The following is a 19063-nucleotide window of genomic DNA, read 5'->3' on the forward strand; positions in this document are numbered from 1 at the left end:
CGGCGCGCAGCGCAATGCCCGAAAGGACGTTTCATCGATGGCCAGCCCCTCGCGATCGCAGCAGCCCGACCCGGGCGCGCCGCGTACCGGACCGGTCACGACGCTCAGCGAGGACGAGCTCAGCTCCGCCGCGCAGCGGGAGCGGCGCAAGCGGATCCTGGACGCGACCCTGGCGCTGGCCTCCAAGGGCGGCTACGACGCGGTGCAGATGCGGGCGGTCGCCGAGCGCGCCGACGTCGCGGTCGGCACGCTCTACCGGTACTTCCCGTCCAAGGTGCACCTGCTGGTCTCCGCGCTGGCCCGCGAGTTCGAGCAGTTCGAGGGCAAGCGCAAGCCGCTCTCCGGCGGCTCGCCGCAGGAGCGCATGCACACCCTGCTCACCAACATCACCCGGATGATGCAGCGCGACCCACTGCTCACCGAGGCCATGACCCGCGCCTTCATGTTCGCCGACGCCTCGGCGGCGGCCGAGGTGGACCGGGTCGGCAAGGTCATGGACCGGGTCTTCGCCCGCGCCATGAACGACGGCGACCCCACCGAGCGCCAGCTCGCCGTCGCCCGGGTCATCAGCGACGTCTGGCTCTCCAACCTGGTCGCCTGGCTCACCCGCCGCGCCTCCGCCACCGACGTCAGCGAGCGCCTCGAGCTCACCGTCGACCTGCTCCTCGGCGAACGCAGTATCTGACCGTTCGCTCCACGGTTGCGCGGAGTGTGCCCGCGCGAGGACGATGGGGTGCGGACGGGAACGTCTGCGAGCGGGCCCACAGCTTCTCCCCGTGCGAAGACCCCGCTGACGGGGTACAACCACAGATAGCGCGAGTGCGAATCCGCCGCGTTCGCGCGCACGTACACCGGCGTTCGTGAGGCGCGGGCGGAAACACCGCACGCGCGTGGGCGCGGCGCAGACGATTCAGTATTGTTTCCCGCGCCCGGAATCATCCCCCTCCGATCTCAAGGTTGGATGCGTGAGCGCACAGGATCTGCCACTGGAACTTCGCCGTGCTCTGTCGACGGTCGCGCGCGTGCCGCGGCTGTTGGTGGCGTCGGACTACGACGGGACCATCGCGCCCATCGTGTCCGACCCGGCGGAGGCGTTTCCCCACCGCGAATCGGTGAACGCGCTACGCGCGCTCGCGGGGCTCACCGGCACCACCGCCGCGGTGATCTCCGGCCGGGCCCTGCGCGATCTGGCGGCGCTCTCCCGGCTCCCCGTGGAGGTGCAGCTGATCGGTAGCCACGGCTCGGAGTTCGACGTCGGCTTCGTGCACGCCATCGACAGCGACGCGAAGCAGTTGCTGCGCGAGGTGCAGGCCGAGCTCGGCACGATCGCCGAGGAGAACCCGGGCACCACCGTCGAGAACAAGCCGGCCAGCTCCGCGCTGCACGTGCGCAACGCCGACCCCGAGGTGGGCAGGCGCGCGCTCGACAAGGTGCGGCAGGGCGCCGCCTGCTGGGTGGGGATCCAGGTCACCGAGGGCAAGGAGGTGATCGAGCTCGCGGTGGTCGCCACCGACAAGGGCTACGCGCTCGACACCATCCGGCACCAGGAGGCCGCGTCGGCCGCGGTCTTCTTCGGCGACGACGTCACCGACGAGAAGGCGTTCCGGGTGCTCTCCGGCCCGGACGTGGGGATCAAGGTCGGCCCGGGCGAGAGCCTGGCCGGCTACCGGGTGGACAGCACCGAGGACGTCTCCCGCGCCCTCGCCTTCCTGCTGGACGAGCGCCGCACCTGGCTGGCGGGCGCCAGCGCGCCGCGGATCGAGCGGCTGACCATGCTGGCCAGCCCGCGCTCGGTCGCACTGCTCACCCCGGACGCCACCGTCACCTGGTTCTGCCACCCCGAGCCGGACTCCGCCGCGGTCTTCGCGCACCTGCTCGGCGGCCCGCAGGCCGGCCACTTCACCATCGCCCCGGAACGCCCCGGCCTCCCGCTCTCGCAGCGCTACGTGGACGGCACCATGACCGTCGACACCCGCTGGGCCAGCCTCGGCGTCGTCGACTACCTGCCGCACGACGTCGCGCCGGACCGCACCGACCTCACCCGCGTCATCACCGGCACCGCGAAGGCCGTGATCACCTTCGCCCCGCGCCCGGAGTTCGGGCAGGTGTCGGTGAGCATGGAGGCCGAGCCGGCCGGGCTGCGGGTGCTCGGCACCAACGACCCGATGGTGCTGCGCTCGCCCGGCGTGCAGTGGGAGATCCGCAGCGACGGCTCGCACGATTTCGCCTACGCCGTCGTCGACCCGTCGGTTGCCCCGGTGGTGCTCGAACTGCGCTGCGGCACCGAGGATCTGACCCCGGCGATGACGCCGGAGCCGGAGCGGCGGGCGCTCGCCGAGCAGTACTGGTCGGAGTGGGCGGCCGGGCTGGAGCTGCCCCCGCTCAAGCCGGACCTGATGAAGCGCTCCGCGCTCACCCTGCGCGGCCTGGTGCACGCGCCGTCCGGCTCCATCCTGGCCGCGGCGACCACCTCGCTGCCCGAGGACATCGGCGGCGTGCGGAACTGGGACTACCGCTACTGCTGGCTGCGCGATGCCGCGCTCACCGCGCAGGCGCTGGTCTCGCTCGGCTCGGTCGGCGAGGCCGACGCCTACCTGGCCTGGGTGCACCGGGTGCTGGAGACGCTGCCCGGCCCCGAGCGGCTGCACCCGCTCTACACCATCTACGGCGAGACGCTGCCGCCAGAGGCCGTCATCGACCAGCTCCCCGGCTACGCGGGCTCGCGCCCGGTGCGGGTCGGCAACGCGGCCAACATGCAGGTCCAGCTCGACGTGTTCGGCCCGATCGTGGACCTGATCGCCAACCTGGCCGCCGCGCGCGGCAGGCACGGCATCACCGACCCGGCCCGCGCCCTCCCGGACGCCGACTGGGAGCTGGTGCAGGACATGGTCGCCGCCGTGCAGCGGCGCTGGCAGGAGCCGGACCACGGCATCTGGGAGATCCGCGGCAACCCGCGGCACCACGTGTACTCGAAGGTCATGGGCTGGCTGACGGTGGACCGCGCGCTCACCCTCGCGCAGAAGTTCGACCGCCCGGTCGACCCCGAGTGGCCGGTGCTCCGGGACACCATCGCCGACGAGGTCAAGACCAAGGGCTGGAACGAGGAGGTGCAGTCCTACACCGCCGCCTACGAGGGCACCGACCTGGACGCCGCCACCCTGCACATCGGCCTCTCCGGGCTGATCGACCCCTCCGACCCGCGCTTCCACGCCACCGTGGTCGCCACCGAGGCGGAGCTGCGCAGCGGCGCGACGGTGTACCGGTACCACCACGACGACGGGCTGCCCGGCGGCGAGGGCGGCTTCCACCTCTGCGCGGCCTGGTTGATCGAGGCGTACCTGCTGATCGGCAAGCGCTCCGACGCCGAGGCGCTCTTCGCGCAGCTGGTCGCCGCGGCCGGGCCGACCGGGCTGCTCAGCGAGGAGTACGACCCGGTGGCCGAGCGATCGCTGGGCAACCACCCGCAGGCGTACAGCCACCTCGGGCTGCTGCGCTGCGCCCAGCTGCTGAGCCAGCAGGCGGAAGTCCTGGTCTGACGCATATCCGAGGCCCGTGCGATCGCTGATCGCACGGGCCTCGCGCATTTCCGGCACCCGGGGCGCGACGGGTCGATCTCCCTGCTAAAGTGAAACGGAAACGGTTTCCATTACCCACAGGAGCAGCCCCGTGGCCACCCGATTCTTCCTTCGCACCGCCGGTCTCGCCGTCGGGGTGGCGACGGCGTTCGCGCTGACCGCCTGCGGCAGCTCCGACGATTCCGGCAAACCGTCGGTGGTCGCCTCGACCGACGTGTGGGGCAGCGTGGCCGCGGCGGTCGCGGGGCCGGACGCCGAGGTCGAGTCGCTGATCACCGATCCCTCCGCCGACCCGCACTCGCACGAGTCGTCGGCGGGCGAGACCGCCGAGATCGCCGAGGCCGACCTGGTGGTCTTCAACGGCGGCGGCTACGACGAGTTCGTGGAGCAGGCGCTGAACGGCCGGGACACCCCGTCGGTCGACGCGTACTCGGTGCGCACCGACCGGTCCGAGGAGAACGAGCACGTCTGGTACGACGTGACCACCGTCGCCACGGTCGCGAACCGGATCGCCGCCGAGCTCGGCAGGATCGACGCCGAGCACGCGCAGGGCTACACCGACCGCGCCGCCGAGTTCACGGGCAAGCTGGCGGGCATCACCGCGGTCACCGACCGGATCGCCGCCCAGCGCCCGGACACCCCGGTGCTGCAGACCGAGCCGCTCGCCTACTATCTGCTGCGCGCCGCGAAGGTGCGCGACCTGACTCCGGCGGAGTTCCAGGAGGCGATCGAGCAGGAGACCGACCCGGCTCCCGCGGCCGTCGCCGCCACCAGGGACCTGCTCACCGGCAAGCAGGTGCGCGTGCTGGTGTACAACGTGCAGACCGAGGGCCGGATCACCGAGGACCTGCGCGGCCTCGCGCAGCAGAACAGCATCCCGGTGCTCGAGGTGACCGAAACCCTGCCCGACGGTGTCGATTACATTGCCTGGCAGACCGCCAACGCCGAGGCGCTCGCCGCGGCGGTGAGCCCCTCGTGAGGACGGTATGACCACCGAATCCGGCGTCCCGGTCGACCGGGCGATCACCCCGGCCGTCCGGCTCACCGACGCCGGGCTCGCCTTCGGCTCGCGGACCCTCTGGCAGGGGCTCGACCTGGATGTGGCGCCCGGCGAATTCGTCGTGGTGCTCGGGCCGAACGGCTCGGGGAAGACCTCGCTGCTCAAGGTGCTGCTCGGGCAGCTGGCGCTGAGCCGGGGCAGCGCGACCGTCGCGGGCGCGCCCGCGCGCACCGGCAATCCGCACATCGGCTACGTGCCGCAGCAGAAGACCATCGACGCCGGGGTGCAGCTGCGCGGCGTCGACCTGGTCGGGCTCGGGGTGGACGGGCACCGCTGGGGGTTGGGGCTGCGCAACCGCGCCGAGCGGGCGCGCCGGGTGCGCGCCGCCATCGCCGACGTCGGCGCGCAGGGGTACGCCGACGCCCCGCTGGAATCCATGTCCGGCGGCGAGCAGCAGCGGCTGCGGGTGGCGCAGGCGCTGGTCGGCGACCCGCGGGTGCTGCTCTGCGACGAGCCGCTGCTCAGCCTGGACCTGGCCAATCAGCAGCTGGTCGCCGAGCTGATCGACCGCCGCAGGCGGACCAGCGGCACCGCCGTGCTCTTCGTGACGCACGAGATCAACCCGGTGCTCCCGCTCGTCGACCGGGTGATCTACCTGGTGAACGGGTGCTTCCGGATCGGCACCCCGGACGAGGTGATGACCTCCGCGGTGCTCTCCGAGCTGTACGGCACCGACGTCGAGGTGCTGCGGGTGCGCGGCAGGCTGGTCGTGGTCGGCACCGGCGACACCATGGACGCGCTCGGCACCGCGGGCGCGCACTGCCACGGCGCCGAGGAGTTCGGGCCGGGGGCGGCGCGGAACGGGGCGCGCGCGTGATCGACCGGCTCGGCGGCGTGCTCTCCAAGACCTTCGACTTCTCGACCACCGCCAACCTGATCGGCTACGACTTCGTGCAGCAGGCGCTGCTCGCGGCCGCGCTGCTGGGGTTGCTCGCCGGGGTGATCGGGCCGCTGGTGGTGAGCAGGCAGATGTCCTTCGCGGTGCACGGCACCAGCGAGCTCTCACTCACCGGCGCGGCCGCCGCGCTGCTCGCCGGGATCGGCGTCGGGGTCGGGGCCATCGTCGGCTCGGTGATCGCGGCGGTGCTCTTCGGCGTGCTCGGCACCAAGGCGCGCGAGCGCGATTCGGTGATCGCGGTGGTGCTCTCCTTCGGCCTCGGGCTCTCGGTGCTCTTCCTGTGGCTCGGCCCCGAGCGCGCGGGCTCCAAGTTCTCGCTGCTCACCGGGCAGGTGGTGAGCGTCGGGTACAGCGGGCTGACGCTGCTGATCGCCTGCACCGCCGGGGTGCTCGCGGTGCTGGCGCTGATCTATCGGCCGCTGCTCTTCGCCAGCACCGATCCGGAGGTGGCGCAGGCGCGCGGGGTTCCGGTGCGCGCGCTCTCGGTGGTCTTCGCGGTCATGCTCGGCATCACCGCGGCGTTCGGCGTGCAGATCGTCGGCGCGCTGCTGGTCCTCGCGCTGCTGATCACCCCGGCCGCGGCGGCCGCACAGGTGACCGCGAGCCCGGTGCGGGCGACGGTGCTCGCGGTGCTCTTCGCCGAGGTGGCCGCCGTCGGCGGGATCCTGCTCTCACTCGCGCCCGGAGTGCCGGTCTCGACCTTCGTCACCACCATCTCGTTCGTCATCTACCTGGTGTGCCGGGTGGTCGGGCGGCGGAGCGCGGGCAGGCGTCCGGTACCGGCCGCGGTTTGATGGCAACCGCCTTCAGTCAGGCGTGCCGGATTTCGTATGCTCGTGCGCACGGCTCCCTCCGACCGAATGGTGCGCAATGATCGATTTCGAGATTCCCGCCGAGCTCGCCGCGGAGCGCGATCGCGTCCGCCGGTTCGTGATCGACAGCATCGTCCCGTTCGAACGCGACCCGCGGCTCACCCAGCACGGCCCCACCGACGAGCTGCGCCAGGAGCTGGTCGAGCTGGCAAGGGCGGCGGACCTGCTCACCGTGCAGGCCCCGGTCGAGTTGGGCGGGCGCGGGCTGACCCACGCCGAGCAGGCGGTGCTCTACGAGGCGGCGGGGTGGTCGACGCTCGGCCCGGTCGCGATGAACTGCGCCGCGCCCGACGAGGGCAACATGTACCTGCTGAGCAAGATCGCGAATCCGCGGCAGGTCGACCAGTTCCTCGCCCCGGTGATCGCCGGGCACCAGCGCTCGGTCTTCGCCATGACCGAGCCGGACGGCGCGGGTTCGGACCCGGGGCAGCTCTCCACCGAGGCCACCTTCGACGGCGAGAACTTCGTGCTCAACGGCCGCAAGTGGCTGATCACCGGCGCGAACGGCGCCAAGACCTGGATCATCATGGCCCGGCTCGCCGCCAACCCGCACCTGCCGGAGGGGCCGACGCTCTTCCTCACCGAGGGCGGCACGCCGGGCATCGTCATCGAGCGGACCATGAACACCATGGACCGCAACTACGTGGCGGGCCACGGCGTCGTCCGCTTCGAGAACCTGACGCTGCCGAGGGAGGCGCTGCTCGGCGCGGCCGGGCAGGCGCTGCGCTACGCCCAGCTGCGGCTGGCTCCCGCGCGGCTCACGCACTGCATGCGCTGGCTGGGCGCGGCCGAGCGGGCGCAGAGCATCGCCGTCGCGCACGCCAAGACCAGGACCGCGTTCGGGAAGACGATCGGCGAGCACCAGGGCGTGTCGTTCCTGCTGGCGGACAACGAGATCGCGCTGCACCAGTGCAGGCTGACCATCTGGCACGCCTGCTGGCTGATGGACCGGGGCGAGAAGGCGCGGCACGAGAGCTCGATCGCCAAGGCGTTCGTGTCGGAGGAGCTGTTCAAGGTGGCCGATCGCTGCGTCCAGGTGCTCGGCGGCATCGGGATCAGCGATGAGAGCGTTGTCGAGATGATCTTCCGCGATATGCGCGCCTTCCGCCTCTACGACGGCCCCACCGAGGTGCACAAGTACGCCATCGGTCGCCAGATCCTGCGCTGAGGCGATCTTCGGGCAACCCGTTCGGACGCCCGGTTTCCGGTTGCCCCGTCGGCTAACATCGTCTGACATGAGTTCGGAACTGCTCGTCGATGTCTCCGCGGGCATCGCCGTGCTGACCCTGAATCGTCCGGCGCAGCAGAATGCCTTCACCCCCGGGATGGCCGCCGAACTCGGCGTCGCACTACAGCGGTGCGACGCCGAGGACGCCATCCGCGCGGTGGTGATCACCGGCACGCCACCCGCGTTCTGCGCGGGGGCGGATCTCTCCAGCCGGGTCGGCGAGGTCAGCGGCACCCTGGACCCCCCACCCTGGAAGGTCCGCAAGCCCGTGATAGCGGCCGTGAACGGCCATGCCGTCGGCATCGGCCTGGCCCTCGCCCTCCAGTGCGACCTCCGCTACATGGCCAGAGACGCCATCTACGGCCTGAACCAGGTGCGCAGAGGCGTCCTGGCCGACGGCTCCGCCCACTGGACCCTGCCGAGACTGGTGGGAATGGCGAACGCCGCCGACATCATGCTCACCGGCCGCACCTTCGACGGCGAAGAGGCCCAGGCCATGGGTTTGGCCAACACCTGCCTCCCCGGCGGTGAGGTCCTCCCGACTGCCCTGGCGGTAGCCCACGACATCGCGGGCGGCTCCGCCCCCCTCCCGGTAGCCCTGTCGAAGCGCCTCCTCTGGGAAGGGCTCGGCATGACCCCCGACATGGTCGGCCGCCTCGAAACAGACCTCAACCAGCAGGTCTCCCACAGCATCGACGGCAACGAGGCCATGTCGGCCTTCAAAGAACAACGCCGCCCCACCTGGACCGGCAAACTCACCGAAGAGTGGCCCACCTGGGGAGACAACGTCCCCCCGAGACCCAGCCTGGACTGACCCCTCGCACAGCGCGCGTCTTACGGCCGAACAACTCAGGCGTTCCCGCCGAGCGTGATCAACACGAACAGGATCGCGAAGATCACCATCAGCACGGTCCCCACGATCCCGAGCACATACCCCACCACCACCTGGGCCCGCCCACCGTAAGCCCCCCCGGACTCCTCGATCTGATCCAGAGCCCGCCGCCCCATGGCCCACGCCACAGGCCCAGCCAACCCACAGCACAAAATACTGACAGCCCCGAGGAACAGGATGGCCGTGGCGTTGGGATGCTCGACCGGCTGCCCGATCGGCTGGTTCGGTATCACCATTGCTCGAATTCTACGGCCCCCGACCGCCTTTACCGCCGCCTCTGCCGCGCAATCTCCGCCAGCACGACCCCCGCCGCGACGGACGCGTTCAGCGACTCGACATCCCCCGCCATCGGAATACTCAGGATCTCGTCGCAGTTCTCCCGGACCAGCCGCGACAGCCCCTTGCCTTCGGACCCGACAACGACCACGGTCGGATCGGACCCGTCGAAGTCGTCCAGCGTGGTGGTCCCATCGGCGTCGAGCCCGACGACCCGGATCCCCCGCCCGGCCCAATCCTTGAGCGTGCGAGTGAGGTTCGTGGCCCGAGCGACGGGCAGCCGAGCGGCGGCCCCGGCACTGGTCCGCCAGGCGACAGCCGTGACACCGGCACTGCGCCGCTGCGGGATCAGCACGCCCTGCCCCCCGAACGCCGCCACGGACCGGACGACGGCCCCGAGGTTCCGCGGGTCGGTGATGTTGTCCAGCGCCACGAGCAGCGCGGGCCCACCCGACTCCCGGGCCCGCTGCAGCAGATCATCCGGGTGCGCGTACCGATAGGCGGGCACCTGCAACGCCACACCCTGGTGCAGCCCGTTGGCACTGAGCCGATCGAGATCCGTCCGCGGCACCTCGAGGATGGAGATCCCGGTATCGGCGGCGATCTTCACGCTCTCCGTGAGCCGCTCGTCGTTCTCGGTGCCGACGGCCACGTACAGCGCCGACGCCGGAACCCCCGCCCGCAGGCACTCGACGACCGGGTTCCGCCCGAGCACCATCTCCGGCCCGTCGTCACTCCGGCGCCCTGCGGTGGTCCGGCCACCCTTGCCCGCCGGCCGCCCCTTGGCGTCCGCCTTCGCCTTGAGCGCCGCCCGCTTGGCGGCGGGATGCTTGGTCCGCGCCTCGGCGGGCGGGGTGGCCCCGCGCCCCTCCAGCCCGCGCCTGCGCTGCCCGCCGGAGCCGACGGTGGCGCCCTTCTTGGTGGCGCCCTTGCGAATAGCGCCGCGGCGCTGTGAGTTGCCTGCCATCAGTCGGCCTTTCCTGGCACGTCGGCGAGGCTCCACTCGGGGCCCGCGGGGGTGTCGGTGACCTCGATGCCCGCCGCCTGCAGGCGATCCCGCACAGCGTCGGCGGTGGCCCAGTCGCGGTCGGTGCGCGCCTGCTGCCTGCGGTCGAGTTCGGCGCGCACCAGGACGTCGAGGGCGCCGGTGGCGGCGCCGGAGTCGCTCGGTGCGAACCAGTGCGGGTCGAAGGGGTCGACGCCGAAGACGGCGAGCATGGCGCGGACCTGCGCGGCCAGTTCGCGCGCGGTCTCGGCCTGCCCGCCCTCCAGCGCCTTGTTTCCGGTGTGCACCACGTGGTGGATCTCGGCGAGCGCGCGCGGCACCGCGAGGTCCTCGTCGAGCGCGTCGGCGAAAGCATCGGTCCAGGTGGCCGCGGGCACCGGGCCGCCGCGCTCGGCGACCCGCAGCAGGAACGATTCGATGCGCTGGTAGGAGGCGGCGGCGTCGTGCAGCGCCTTGTCCGAGTACTCCAGTTTGGAGCGGTAGTGCGCGCTGCCGAGGTAGAAGCGCAGCTCGACGGCGCGCACCTGCTTCAGCACGTTGGGCACGCTCAGCACGTTGCCCAGCGACTTGGACATCTTCTCGCCGCCCATGGTGACCCAGCCGTTGTGCAGCCAGTAGCGGGCGAACCCGTCACCGGCGGCCTTGGACTGGGCGATCTCGTTCTCGTGGTGCGGGAAGATGAGATCCATTCCACCGCAGTGGATGTCGAATTCGGCGCCGAGGTAGTACTCGGCCATGGCTGAGCACTCCAGGTGCCAGCCGGGCCTGCCCGCGCCCCACGGCGACGGCCAGCTCGGCTCACCGGGCTTGGCCGCCTTCCAGAGCGTGAAGTCGCGCGGGTCGCGCTTGCCCGAGCCCGCGCTCTCGCCCTGGTGCACGTCGTCCAGCCGGTGCCCGGAGAGCTCGCCGTACTGCGGGTAGCTGAGCACGTCGAAGTAGACGTTGCCGTCGGAGGCGTAGGCGTGGCCGCGGTCGATCAGCCGGTGCATGAGCTCGATCATCTGCCCGATGTGCCCGGTGGCCCTCGGCTCGGCCGACGGCGGGAGCACGCCGAGGGTGCGGTACGCCGCGTCGAAGGCGCGCTCGTGCGTCGCGGCCCACTCCCACCAGGGGCGGCCCGCCTCGGCGGCCTTGTGCAGGATCTTGTCGTCGATATCGGTGACGTTGCGGATGAAGAGCACGTCGTTGCCCTGCGCCTGCAACCAGCGGCGCAGGATGTCGAAGGCGACTCCGCTGCGGAGGTGACCGATGTGCGGCTGACCCTGCACGGTGGCGCCACAGAGGTACACCGACGCACGGCCGGGGACCAGTGGCGCGAAATCGCGCATGGTCCGCGTGTCGGTGTCGTAGAGGCGCAGAGTCACGGGCGCTCATCTTAGCTGGTATAAAATCCCCGCCGTCGCGGCGGCTCCGCTCGACACGCCGCCGAACGGCGCGCGGAGGTTCAGCGTGGCCGCAGCAGCGCGGTGGCGATCGCCGCGATCCCCTCGCCGCGGCCGGTGAGCCCGAGCCCGTCGGTGGTGGTTCCGGAGACCGAGACCGGGGCGTCGAGCAGTTCGCCGAGCACCTTCTGCGCCTCGCTCCGGCGCGGGCCGATCTTGGGGCGATTGCCGATCACCTGCACCGCGGCATTCGCGACGGCGAATCCGGCCTCGTCGAGCAGCCTGCGGACCTCGGTCAGCATGGTGGCCCCGGAGACATTCGCCCATTCCGGGCGCCCGGTGCCGAAGACGGCGCCGACATCGCCGAGCCCGGCCGCGGAGAGTAATGCGTCACAGAGCGCGTGCGCGGCGACATCGCCGTCCGAGTGACCGGAACAGCCGTCCTCGTCCGGAAAGAGCAATCCCGCCATCCAGCACGGGCGGCCCGGCTCGATCGGGTGCACGTCGCTGCCGATTCCGACCCGCATCGTCACACCACCTGCCGTTCGCCCGCGCGCACCGCGCCCGCGAGGATCAGATCGAGCGGAGTCGTGATCTTGAATGCCAGCGGATCGCCCGCGACGGTGTGCACCGCGATGCCGAGCCGCTCGACCAGGCCTGCGTCGTCGGTGGCGCTGAGCGCCGGATCGGCGTACGCCCGGCGCAGCGGCTCGGCGGCGAAGCCCTGCGGAGTCTGGATGGCGCGCAGCCGGGCGCGATCGGGGGTGCCGGTGACGACGCCCGCGCCGTCCACGCTCTTCACGGTGTCGACCACGGGCAGCGCGGGGATGACGGCATCGTGCCCGGCGCGCAGTGCGGCGACCACACGGCGCACGAGGTCGGGCGGGGTGAGGGCGCGGGCGGCGTCGTGCACGAGCACATGCGTGGCGTCGGCCGCGGCGGCCAGCCCGGCGCGCACCGAATCGGTGCGCTCGGCGCCGCCGACGACGACCCGCACCGAGCCGGGGAGCAGGGCAACGGCGCTCTCTACCAGCTCGGGCGGGACCATCACGACGATTCCGTCGACCGCCCCGGAGGCGATCAACCCGTCAACGGACAACTTGATCATGGGCGTGCCGCCGACCGGGACGAACGCCTTGGGAAGAGTTTCACCCAGACGAACACCCCGGCCGGCGGCAGGCACCAACGCGACGACGCGGTCGGCGTTGTTCACAGAATTATGTGCTCGCGGTCAGGAAGCCGCGGCGAGTACCTCGTCGAGAATGATGTCGGCCTTGTCGCCGTCGGTTCCCTCGGCCAGTGCCAGCTCGCCCACGAGAATCTGGCGAGCCTTCGCCAGCATCCTCTTTTCGCCGGCGGAAAGACCGCGGTCCTGCTCACGACGCCAGAGATCCCGGACCACCTCGGCCACCTTGTTCACATCGCCGGAGGCGAGCTTCTCCAGGTTGGCCTTGTAGCGGCGGGACCAGTTGGTCGGCTCCTCGGTGTGCGGCGCGCGCAGGACCTGGAAGACCCGATCGAGGCCCTCCTGCCCGACAACGTCCCGGACGCCGACATATTCGGCATTCGCCGCGGGGACTCGAACGGTGAGATCGCCCTGGGCAACCTTGAGGACCAGATACTCCTTCTGCTCGCCTTTGATGGTGCGAGTCTCGATTGCTTCGATCAGCGCCGCTCCGTGATGGGGGTAAACGACGGTGTCTCCGACCTTAAAAATCATGTGTCCCGTGCCCCTTTCGATGTTCACAGTTTAACATGCGGCTCGATAACGGTGCGATCAACTGTGCAGGTCAGGGCCACAACGGGCAGACCACAGGGCTTGACAGGCGAGAAACGGTGTGCATTCTGTTGTGCGCGTAGGCTATATCGCCAGTACCTGAGCGTGCGCCGGAGTCGCCGGGTCGCGCAGACCACAATCCCCTTCGCGGAACCGTTACCGAACGGATGCCGGATGCCCCGTGTCCGGCGTTGACCGCCGCCCGCCGCACCGGGCCGGGATCTCGACTACTACGCTGCCTAGTTAGTACTCTGCCCCTCGAGGGACGAGCCCGGTCGACATGGAGGACAACCCGTGATTGCCATGAAAGCTGTGACTGCCTGCGCCGCGCTGGCAGCGGGCGCCGCTCTTGCGCTCACCGGGTGCAGCGCCGGACAGGTCGCGCAGACCGCCGATCAGAAGGCCGCGATCAACGGCAGCCACGCCGAGGTCGGCCAGCTCTCCCTGCTCAACGTGCACATCGTCTACCCGAAGGAGACGCAGACCCTCCAGGTCGGCGGCTCGGCGGTGATCGCGCTCTCCATCGTGAACAACAGCAGCACCGTCACCGACGAGCTGACCAGCATCACCACCGACCTCGGGCCGGTGCGGATCACCCCGCCCGCCGGGCAGAGCCGGGTCGTGGTCGGGCCGAGCCAGATCGTCGTCGCCGCAGGCGAGGTCGCGGCGGCCGAGGCCGCGCACAGCCCCGGCGGGCACGGCGGCGCCACGAGCAGCACCACCACCCCGGCTCCCTCCGGGACGGCGGTGCCCGGTCTCGGCACCGAGGGCGCTCCTGCGCTCGGCACCGATCCGGAGGCCAAGCCGGCCAAGATCGAGATCACCGGGCTGACCAAGCCGATCTCGCCCGGTCTCACCTACACCGTCTCGTTCAACTTCAAGGAGAACGGCACCGTGCAGGTCTCGGTGCCGGTGGATGCCGGGCTGTATGTCGACCGGCATCTGTCCGACCTCTCGGGCCCCGCCAAGGAGGGCGCGGGCGGGCACTGACCGCTTCCGCACGCCCCGGCGGCCGTCGCACCTCGCGGTGCGGCGGCCGTCGGCGTTCGGCGGCCTGTCGGCACCCGGCCGTAGGGTGCCGGTGTGGCCAAACTCAAGCCGACCTTCCGATGCTCCGCGTGCTCGCACGACGTGGCGAAATGGGTGGGCAAGTGCCCCGGCTGCGGGGCCTGGGGCACCGTGGAGGAGGCCGCGCCGATCGCCGCGGCCGCCGGGCCCGGCGCGCGCAGGGCGATGCTGCCGACCACCGCGGCGGCGCCGCTCACCAGCATCGACTCCACGGTCACCAGGGCGAGGTCGACCGGCGTTGCCGAGCTGGACCGGGTGCTCGGCGGCGGCGTCGTTCCCGGGTCGGTGGTGCTGCTCTCCGGCGAGCCGGGGGTCGGCAAGTCGACGCTGCTGCTCGAGGTCGCGCACCGCTGGGCCGCGGCGCGGGACGAGCGCTCGCTGTACGTCACCGCGGAGGAGTCGGCCGGGCAGGTGCGGCTGCGCGCCGACCGCACCGGCGCGGTGCACGAGCGGGTCTACCTGGCCGCCGAGTCCGATCTCGCGGTCGTGCTCGGCCACGTCGAGCAGGTGCGGCCGACGCTGCTCGTCGTCGACTCGGTGCAGACCATGATCGCCCCGGCCGAGGACGGCGTGATCGGCGGCGTCAGCCAGGTGCGCGCGGTGGCCGCCGCGCTCACCTCGCTGGCCAAGGCGAGCGGGGTCGCGGTGCTGCTGGTCGGGCACGTCACCAAGGACGGCAGCGTCGCCGGGCCGCGCACGCTGGAGCACCTGGTCGACGTGGTGCTGCAGTTCGAGGGCGACAAGAACACCACGCTGCGCATGGTGCGCGGGCTGAAGAACCGCTTCGGCAGCGCCGACGAGGTCGGCTGCTTCGAGCTGCACGACGACGGCATCGTCGGGGTGGCCGACCCGTCCGGGCTGTTCCTGCACCACCGCACAGACACCGTGCCGGGCACCGCGGTGACCGTCGCCATGGACGGCAAGCGGCCGCTGGTGAGCGAGGTGCAGGGGCTCACCGTCGACACCCAGGCGCCCGCACCGCGGCGCGCGGTGAGCGGGCTGGACTACAACCGGGTGTCGATGATCCTGGCCGTGCTGCAGAGCCGGTGCGGGGTGTACGTGGGCAAGCAGGACGTCTACGCCGCCACCGTCGGCGGGATGCGGCTGGTCGAGCCGGTGGCCGATCTGGCGGTCGCGCTGGCGCTGGCGAGCGCGGCGCGGGATGTCGCGCTGCCGCCGGGGTGGGTGATCCTCGGCGAGGTCGGGCTGGCGGGCGAGGTGCGCCGGGTGACCAACGCCGCGCGCAGGCTGGCCGAGGCGGAGCGGCTCGGCTTCACCACCGCGCTGGTTCCGCCCGGCTTCGATGCCCGCAAGACCGGTATGAAGGTGCACGAGGTCGCCGACGTGCGCTCGGCGCTGCGGCTGGCCGGGATCCGCCGCGCGCGCTCGGCACCCGCCGAGCCCGCCGAGGTCGGCTGAGCGCCGCTCAGCCGATGTTGAACGGCTCGGCGGTGCTGCGGACCCCGCCGAGTTGCGCGAGCACGGCGTAGGCGCCCGCCGGCACCGGCACCCGCTCGCCCGCGCAGCTCGGCTGCGAGGTCGAGCCGGACCAGGTCACCGTGAAAGCGGCCTGCTGGCCGCGCTCCAGCGTCCTGATGTCGGGCTGGCCGTCGGGGTAGCAGTCCACGCTGTTCCACAGCCTGCGCGTGCCGTCCAGCGTCTGCACCGAGATCTGCTGCATGCCGGAGCCCATGTCCCTGCTGCACGGCGCCGCGGAGATGTTCGTGATGACGATGCCGAACACCGGCTGCTCACCCTTGCGGTAGGTCGGCTGGCCGACGCTCACCTTCACCGCGAGCGACTGGTCCGAGCAGGGCGCCACATCCGACTCGGCCGAGCTGCTCGCCGCGCTCGCACCCGGGCCGCCAGCGGGCTGATTCGACTCCGTCGTCGTGCTGGTCGCGGCGGCGCCGCCGGGCGAGGTGCCACCCCTGGCGACCATCACCACCAGCCAGATCACCAGCGCGAGCGCGAGGACCAGAATGCCGATGGCGAAAACACGACGTCGCCAGTAGATCTCGGGAGGCAGCGGTCCAGTGGGTTCCAGCACGCCTCAACGGTAAGCGCAGCGCCTGGATCGCGGGCCGAGGGCCTCGGCGTGTCGGCCGCCCCCGGCCGCCAGGGACAACGTCTACCTGGGCGGATGTCCGGAAGCGTGTTCAGACGGCTTCGCCGATGTCCCCGATCACGTGGTGCAGCCAGGCCTTGCCCTCGGCGAGCTTGTAGTTCACGCAGGCGATGGCGAGCGTGCCCGCCCTGACCCGCTCGGCCACGATCGCGGAGCGCTCGGTGATCAGGTTGCCGGTCTCCACCACGTGCCGCGCCTCCAGCTCGTCGACGGTGGAGAGCCCCTCGCGCCTGCCGGCCAGGATCGACGGCGCGACGCGCTCGACGACGTCGCGGATGAAGCCGCCGGGAACGGCGCCGCCGTCCAGCGTATCGATGGTGGCCTTCACCGCACCGCAGCTGTCGTGGCCGAGCACCACGATGAGCGGGACGTTCAGCACCGCGACGCCGTACTCGATGGAGCCGAGCACCGAACCGTCAACCACGTGGCCCGCGGTGCGCACCACGAACATGTCGCCGAGACCCCGATCGAAGATCAACTCGGCGGCGACGCGAGAATCGCCGCAGCCGAACAGGATCGCGGTCGGATGCTGCCCGCCGACGAGCTTGGCACGGTCGGCGATTCCCTGGCCGGGATGCTGCAGCGTGCCGTTGACGAAGCGGTCGTTACCCTCGCGCAGGGACTTCCACGAGCTGATCGGGTTGGAACCAGGCATAGCGACCATTGTGCAGGACGAGGTGGGAAACCGTGAGGAAGGGCGCTGCCGCGCGCACGCTGCCGGAGTACGGCGCGATCGACACCGGCGTGCTGATCGACTGGTACACCGCCACCGCGCGGGACCTGCCGTGGCGCAGGCCGGGGGTGACGGCGTGGCAGATCCTGATGAGCGAGATCATGCTGCAGCAGACGCCGGTGGTGCGGGTGGAGCCGATCTGGCGGGAGTGGGTGGCCCGCTGGCCGGTGCCGTCCGCCATGGCGGCCGCTTCGCAGGCGGAGGTGCTGCGGGCCTGGGGCAAGCTCGGGTATCCGCGCCGGGCGCTGCGGCTGCACGAGTGCGCGACGGTGCTGGCCGCGCGGTACAGGGACGAGGTGCCCGACGACGTCGAGCTGCTGCTCGCGCTGCCCGGCATCGGCGCGTACACGGCGCGCGCGGTGGCCTGCTTCGCCTACGGGCAGCGGGTGCCGGTGGTCGACACCAACGTGCGCCGGGTGGTGGCGCGCGCGGTGCACGGGCTCGGTGACGCGGGCAACCCGTCGCCGCGCGACCTGCCGGAGACCGAGGCGCTACTGCCGGCCCGGGTGCAGCGGGCGGCCGTCTTCTCGGCGGCGCTCATGGAGCTGGGGGCCACGGTGTGCACGGCCCGCTCCCCCGCCTGCGACGCGTGCCCGCTGCCGCGCTGCGCGTGGGTCGCCGCCGGGCGTCCGGCGGCCGAGGTGGTGCGGAAGACGCAGAAGTACGAGGGCACCGACCGGCAGGCGCGCGGGCGACTGCTCGACGTCCTGCGCGCCGCCGACGGGCCGGTCGAGCGGCTGCGGTTGGACCTGGCCTGGCCGCGGGATCCGGGGCAGCGCGCCCGCGCGCTGGATTCGCTGCTGGTGGACGGGCTGATCGAGCAGACCGACGGGGGGTTGTTCGCCCTTGCGGGCGAGGGCAGCCGGTAGCCGCGGCTATTCGCGCGCGAGCACGTCGCGCAGGAACGACTCCACTTCTTCGCGGTAGCGCCGGGGTTGCTCGTCGTGCACCAGGTGCCCGGCGCCCTCGACCCGCACGTAGCGGGTATCGGCCCGCTCGGCCATGCGCCGCATCTGTCCGGGCGGCGTGATGGTGAATTCGCCCTCGATCAGCAGGGCGGGGATGCGCAGCGACTCCCACTGCGCCCAGAAATCGCGGCTCCCCCACTCCTCGGAGATATCCCGGAATGTCGACACGGCCCCGTGCAGTCGATAGCCGTCGCCGTCCCGCCGGAACGCACGCAGGAAATACCGCCCGGCGACATCGCCGAAGTAGCCGAGCACCGCCGCCTCGTCCGGGAAGGGCTGCGGCCAGCCCTCGACCATGGCCGCCCACCCGGCGGCGGTGCGCCCGCGGAAATCCGGCGCGATGTCCTCCACCACCAGCGCCCGCACCCGCTCCGGGTAGGTCGCCGCGAAGACCCAGCCGTGCAGGGCCCCCATCGAGTGCCCGACCAGCACCATCGGCTCCGCGATCGCCCCGGTGGCCGCGGCCAGATCCGCGACGAAGGCCTCGGTGCCGAGCTCGGCCGGGGCCGGGCGCCCGTGCCCCGCGGCGTCGAAGGTGTACACGTGGCCGAACTCGCGCAGCCACCCCAGCTGATCGCTCCAGGTTCGCGCGCTGCCCATCAGCCCGTGCAGCAACAGGATGGGCACCCCCGTGCCGCCTTCGTCGTAGCGCATGGGGACCGAGCGTAGGCGGCACGAGCCGCTACGTTGGAGCCATGGCTGTTGTGAAGATCAATGCGATCGAGATTCCCGAGGGCGCCGGCGCCGAGCTGGAGAAGCGCTTCGCGCACCGGGCGCACGCGGTGGAGAACTCCCCCGGGTTCCTCGGTTTCCAGCTGCTCCGCCCCACCGCCGGGGAGAACCGGTACTTCGTGGTGACGCAGTGGGAGTCCGAGGAGTCGTTCGCGGCCTGGCGGGACGGCCCGGCGCGGGAGGCGCACGCGGGCGAGGCGCGCAAGCCGGTGGCGACCGGCGCCTCGCTGCTCGAGTTCGAGGTCGTGCTCGACGTGGCGGGCAAGCCGCAGGGCTGACCCACCGGTTCCGATCACCCCTCGTCACATCTGTTGACGAGGGGGGTTTTGCGATGTCACAGTTTCCGTGGAAGCAGCGAGGGTGTTGCGGTAATCCGGTGAGACTCCGGAGCGGTCGCGCCACTGTTCAGAGCCAGACACCGGCACCGTCGCGTCGACACGACGGGGTCGCGTACACCCCAGGAGGACT

Annotated in this window: 20 protein-coding genes and 1 riboswitch; of the genes, 11 read left to right on the forward strand and 9 right to left on the reverse strand. The window is 71.6% G+C overall.

Translation table 11 applies throughout. The features are described 5' to 3' along the window. Nucleotides 1–37 precede the first annotated feature (37 nt). The 7 genes from kstR (at nt 38) to ACFUJ1_RS14510 (ending at nt 8447) form a co-directional block, all read left to right on the forward strand. Entirely contained in the window at nt 38–685 is a 648-nt protein-coding gene (gene kstR / locus ACFUJ1_RS14480) for a cholesterol catabolism transcriptional regulator KstR (protein WP_233015695.1), read from the forward strand. Nucleotides 686–965: 280 nt separating this feature from the next. Next, entirely contained in the window at nt 966–3536 is a 2571-nt protein-coding gene (otsB, locus tag ACFUJ1_RS14485; protein ID WP_378645666.1) for a trehalose-phosphatase, read from the forward strand. Between the two features lie 130 nt (nt 3537–3666). Further along, nucleotides 3667–4554: a metal ABC transporter solute-binding protein, Zn/Mn family gene (locus ACFUJ1_RS14490; RefSeq protein ID WP_378645668.1), complete on the forward strand. Its 888-nt coding sequence runs from the start codon at nt 3667–3669 to the stop codon at nt 4552–4554. Between the two features lie 7 nt (nt 4555–4561). Next, nucleotides 4562–5452: a metal ABC transporter ATP-binding protein gene (locus tag ACFUJ1_RS14495; protein WP_378645669.1), complete on the forward strand. Its 891-nt coding sequence runs from the start codon at nt 4562–4564 to the stop codon at nt 5450–5452. Next, nucleotides 5449–6327 carry a metal ABC transporter permease gene (locus ACFUJ1_RS14500; RefSeq protein ID WP_378645671.1) on the forward strand — a complete coding sequence of 293 codons (879 nt, stop codon included), beginning with the start codon at nt 5449–5451 and terminating at the stop codon, nt 6325–6327. Before ACFUJ1_RS14495 ends, ACFUJ1_RS14500 begins: the two co-directional genes overlap by 4 nt. 76 nt (nt 6328–6403) lie before the next feature. Then, nucleotides 6404–7573, forward strand: coding sequence for an acyl-CoA dehydrogenase family protein (locus ACFUJ1_RS14505; RefSeq protein ID WP_378645673.1), 1170 nt, complete (start codon nt 6404–6406; stop codon nt 7571–7573). Nucleotides 7574–7640: 67 nt separating this feature from the next. Continuing rightward, a complete protein-coding gene (locus ACFUJ1_RS14510; protein WP_378645675.1) occupies nt 7641–8447 on the forward strand; it encodes an enoyl-CoA hydratase/isomerase family protein in 807 nt (268 codons plus the stop codon). A 35-nt stretch (nt 8448–8482) separates the two neighbouring features. On the opposite strand, the gene ACFUJ1_RS14515 is transcribed toward ACFUJ1_RS14510, so the two are convergent. The 6 genes from ACFUJ1_RS14515 to ACFUJ1_RS14540 form a co-directional block, all read right to left on the reverse strand. Continuing rightward, nucleotides 8483–8761, reverse strand: coding sequence for a DUF4190 domain-containing protein (locus tag ACFUJ1_RS14515; RefSeq protein ID WP_378645677.1), 279 nt, complete (start codon nt 8759–8761; stop codon nt 8483–8485). Between the two features lie 29 nt (nt 8762–8790). Beyond that, nucleotides 8791–9768, reverse strand: coding sequence for a 23S rRNA (guanosine(2251)-2'-O)-methyltransferase RlmB (gene rlmB / locus ACFUJ1_RS14520; RefSeq protein ID WP_378645678.1), 978 nt, complete (start codon nt 9766–9768; stop codon nt 8791–8793). Further along, entirely contained in the window at nt 9768–11171 is a 1404-nt protein-coding gene (cysS, locus tag ACFUJ1_RS14525) for a cysteine--tRNA ligase (protein ID WP_378645679.1), read from the reverse strand. The genes rlmB and cysS overlap by 1 nt, the downstream gene beginning before the upstream one ends. Nucleotides 11172–11251: 80 nt before the next feature. Further along, nucleotides 11252–11716: a 2-C-methyl-D-erythritol 2,4-cyclodiphosphate synthase gene (gene ispF, locus ACFUJ1_RS14530; protein ID WP_378645681.1), complete on the reverse strand. Its 465-nt coding sequence runs from the start codon at nt 11714–11716 to the stop codon at nt 11252–11254. A 2-nt stretch (nt 11717–11718) separates the two neighbouring features. Next, complete coding sequence (ispD, locus tag ACFUJ1_RS14535; RefSeq protein WP_378645682.1) at nt 11719–12402, reverse strand: 2-C-methyl-D-erythritol 4-phosphate cytidylyltransferase; 684 nt, start codon at nt 12400–12402, stop codon at nt 11719–11721. A gap of 18 nt (nt 12403–12420) precedes the next feature. After that, a complete protein-coding gene (locus ACFUJ1_RS14540) occupies nt 12421–12909 on the reverse strand; it encodes a CarD family transcriptional regulator (protein WP_233015683.1) in 489 nt (162 codons plus the stop codon). 360 nt (nt 12910–13269) lie between these two features. On the opposite strand from ACFUJ1_RS14540, the gene ACFUJ1_RS14545 reads away from it, so the two are divergent. Both ACFUJ1_RS14545 and radA read left to right on the forward strand, forming a co-directional pair. Next, nucleotides 13270–13956 carry a hypothetical protein gene (locus tag ACFUJ1_RS14545; RefSeq protein WP_378645684.1) on the forward strand — a complete coding sequence of 229 codons (687 nt, stop codon included), beginning with the start codon at nt 13270–13272 and terminating at the stop codon, nt 13954–13956. 93 nt (nt 13957–14049) lie between these two features. Continuing rightward, nucleotides 14050–15453, forward strand: a complete 1404-nt coding sequence (gene radA / locus ACFUJ1_RS14550) for a DNA repair protein RadA (RefSeq protein WP_378645685.1) — start codon at nt 14050–14052, stop codon at nt 15451–15453. 7 nt (nt 15454–15460) lie between these two features. Here radA and ACFUJ1_RS14555 read toward each other — a convergent pair whose 3' ends face one another. Both ACFUJ1_RS14555 and ACFUJ1_RS14560 read right to left on the reverse strand, forming a co-directional pair. Then, complete coding sequence (locus tag ACFUJ1_RS14555) at nt 15461–16084, reverse strand: hypothetical protein (RefSeq protein WP_378645687.1); 624 nt, start codon at nt 16082–16084, stop codon at nt 15461–15463. A 109-nt stretch (nt 16085–16193) separates the two neighbouring features. Continuing rightward, the gene (locus tag ACFUJ1_RS14560) at nt 16194–16817 is read right to left on the reverse strand and encodes a carbonic anhydrase (RefSeq protein ID WP_378645688.1); all 624 of its coding nucleotides are present in this window, start codon (nt 16815–16817) and stop codon (nt 16194–16196) included. Nucleotides 16818–16849: 32 nt separating this feature from the next. Here ACFUJ1_RS14560 and ACFUJ1_RS14565 point away from each other — a divergent pair, with 32 nt between their 5' ends. Next, nucleotides 16850–17764, forward strand: coding sequence for an A/G-specific adenine glycosylase (locus ACFUJ1_RS14565; RefSeq protein ID WP_378645690.1), 915 nt, complete (start codon nt 16850–16852; stop codon nt 17762–17764). 6 nt (nt 17765–17770) lie between these two features. Here ACFUJ1_RS14565 and ACFUJ1_RS14570 read toward each other — a convergent pair whose 3' ends face one another. Continuing rightward, the gene (locus tag ACFUJ1_RS14570) at nt 17771–18517 is read right to left on the reverse strand and encodes an alpha/beta fold hydrolase (RefSeq protein ID WP_378645691.1); all 747 of its coding nucleotides are present in this window, start codon (nt 18515–18517) and stop codon (nt 17771–17773) included. Between the two features lie 41 nt (nt 18518–18558). Here ACFUJ1_RS14570 and mhuD point away from each other — a divergent pair, with 41 nt between their 5' ends. Further along, nucleotides 18559–18873: a mycobilin-forming heme oxygenase MhuD gene (mhuD, locus tag ACFUJ1_RS14575; RefSeq protein WP_233015677.1), complete on the forward strand. Its 315-nt coding sequence runs from the start codon at nt 18559–18561 to the stop codon at nt 18871–18873. Nucleotides 18874–18909: 36 nt separating this feature from the next. After that, a riboswitch (cobalamin riboswitch) is annotated at nt 18910–19037 on the forward strand. The last annotated feature ends 26 nt before the right edge of the window (nt 19038–19063 follow it).

The sequence above is a fragment of the Nocardia sp. NPDC057227 genome, assembly GCF_042669725.1.
GTDB lineage: Bacteria > Actinomycetota > Actinomycetes > Mycobacteriales > Mycobacteriaceae > Nocardia > Nocardia asteroides_A.

What these genes read in the sequence shown, in the direction of transcription:
- kstR (WP_233015695.1), top strand. Translation starts at nt 38, where the DNA reads ATGGCCAGCCCCTCGCGATCGCAGCAGCCCGACCCGGGCGCGCCGCGT.
- ACFUJ1_RS14495 (WP_378645669.1), top strand. Translation starts at nt 4,562, where the DNA reads ATGACCACCGAATCCGGCGTCCCGGTCGACCGGGCGATCACCCCGGCC.
- ACFUJ1_RS14505 (WP_378645673.1), top strand. Translation starts at nt 6,404, where the DNA reads ATGATCGATTTCGAGATTCCCGCCGAGCTCGCCGCGGAGCGCGATCGC.
- ACFUJ1_RS14510 (WP_378645675.1), top strand. Translation starts at nt 7,641, where the DNA reads ATGAGTTCGGAACTGCTCGTCGATGTCTCCGCGGGCATCGCCGTGCTG.
- ACFUJ1_RS14515 (WP_378645677.1), bottom strand. Translation starts at nt 8,761, where the DNA reads ATGGTGATACCGAACCAGCCGATCGGGCAGCCGGTCGAGCATCCCAAC.
- rlmB (WP_378645678.1), bottom strand. Translation starts at nt 9,768, where the DNA reads ATGGCAGGCAACTCACAGCGCCGCGGCGCTATTCGCAAGGGCGCCACC.
- ispF (WP_378645681.1), bottom strand. Translation starts at nt 11,716, where the DNA reads ATGCGGGTCGGAATCGGCAGCGACGTGCACCCGATCGAGCCGGGCCGC.
- ACFUJ1_RS14540 (WP_233015683.1), bottom strand. Translation starts at nt 12,909, where the DNA reads ATGATTTTTAAGGTCGGAGACACCGTCGTTTACCCCCATCACGGAGCG.
- ACFUJ1_RS14545 (WP_378645684.1), top strand. Translation starts at nt 13,270, where the DNA reads ATGAAAGCTGTGACTGCCTGCGCCGCGCTGGCAGCGGGCGCCGCTCTT.
- ACFUJ1_RS14560 (WP_378645688.1), bottom strand. Translation starts at nt 16,817, where the DNA reads ATGCCTGGTTCCAACCCGATCAGCTCGTGGAAGTCCCTGCGCGAGGGT.
- ACFUJ1_RS14570 (WP_378645691.1), bottom strand. Translation starts at nt 18,517, where the DNA reads ATGCGCTACGACGAAGGCGGCACGGGGGTGCCCATCCTGTTGCTGCAC.
- mhuD (WP_233015677.1), top strand. Translation starts at nt 18,559, where the DNA reads ATGGCTGTTGTGAAGATCAATGCGATCGAGATTCCCGAGGGCGCCGGC.